1 pseudogene is annotated in these 255 nt (G+C 72.5%); it reads left to right on the top strand.

Annotation, left to right across the window (positions count from 1 at the left end):
- Nucleotides 1-255: pseudogene (locus tag QSJ60_RS19055) on the top strand (6-aminohexanoate hydrolase); the annotation flags it as partial.

Raw genomic sequence — 255 nt, 5'->3', positions numbered from 1 at the left:
CATGAGCGCGTCCGCGGGCAAGGTGGACTGGGACCGCACCGAGATCACCGGGCAGGGCGCGGCGTTCCGTCGTCTCGGCGACGTGCGCATCCTCGCCGTCGTCGTGCCGAACCCGGTCGGTGTGATCATGGACCGCGCGGGCACGGTGGTGCGCGGCAACTACGACGCGCAGACCGGGGTCCGGCGCCACCCGGTGTTCGACTACCAGGAGGCGTTCGCCGAGCAGGTCCCGCCCGTCACCGAGGCCGGCAACAC

It is taken from the genome of Agromyces sp. NBRC 114283, from assembly GCF_030268405.1.
Taxonomy (GTDB): Bacteria; Actinomycetota; Actinomycetes; order Actinomycetales; family Microbacteriaceae; genus Agromyces; species Agromyces mediolanus.
The sequence above is the reverse complement of the archived record's forward strand: the minus strand, read 5'-3'. Positions and strand labels throughout refer to the sequence as shown.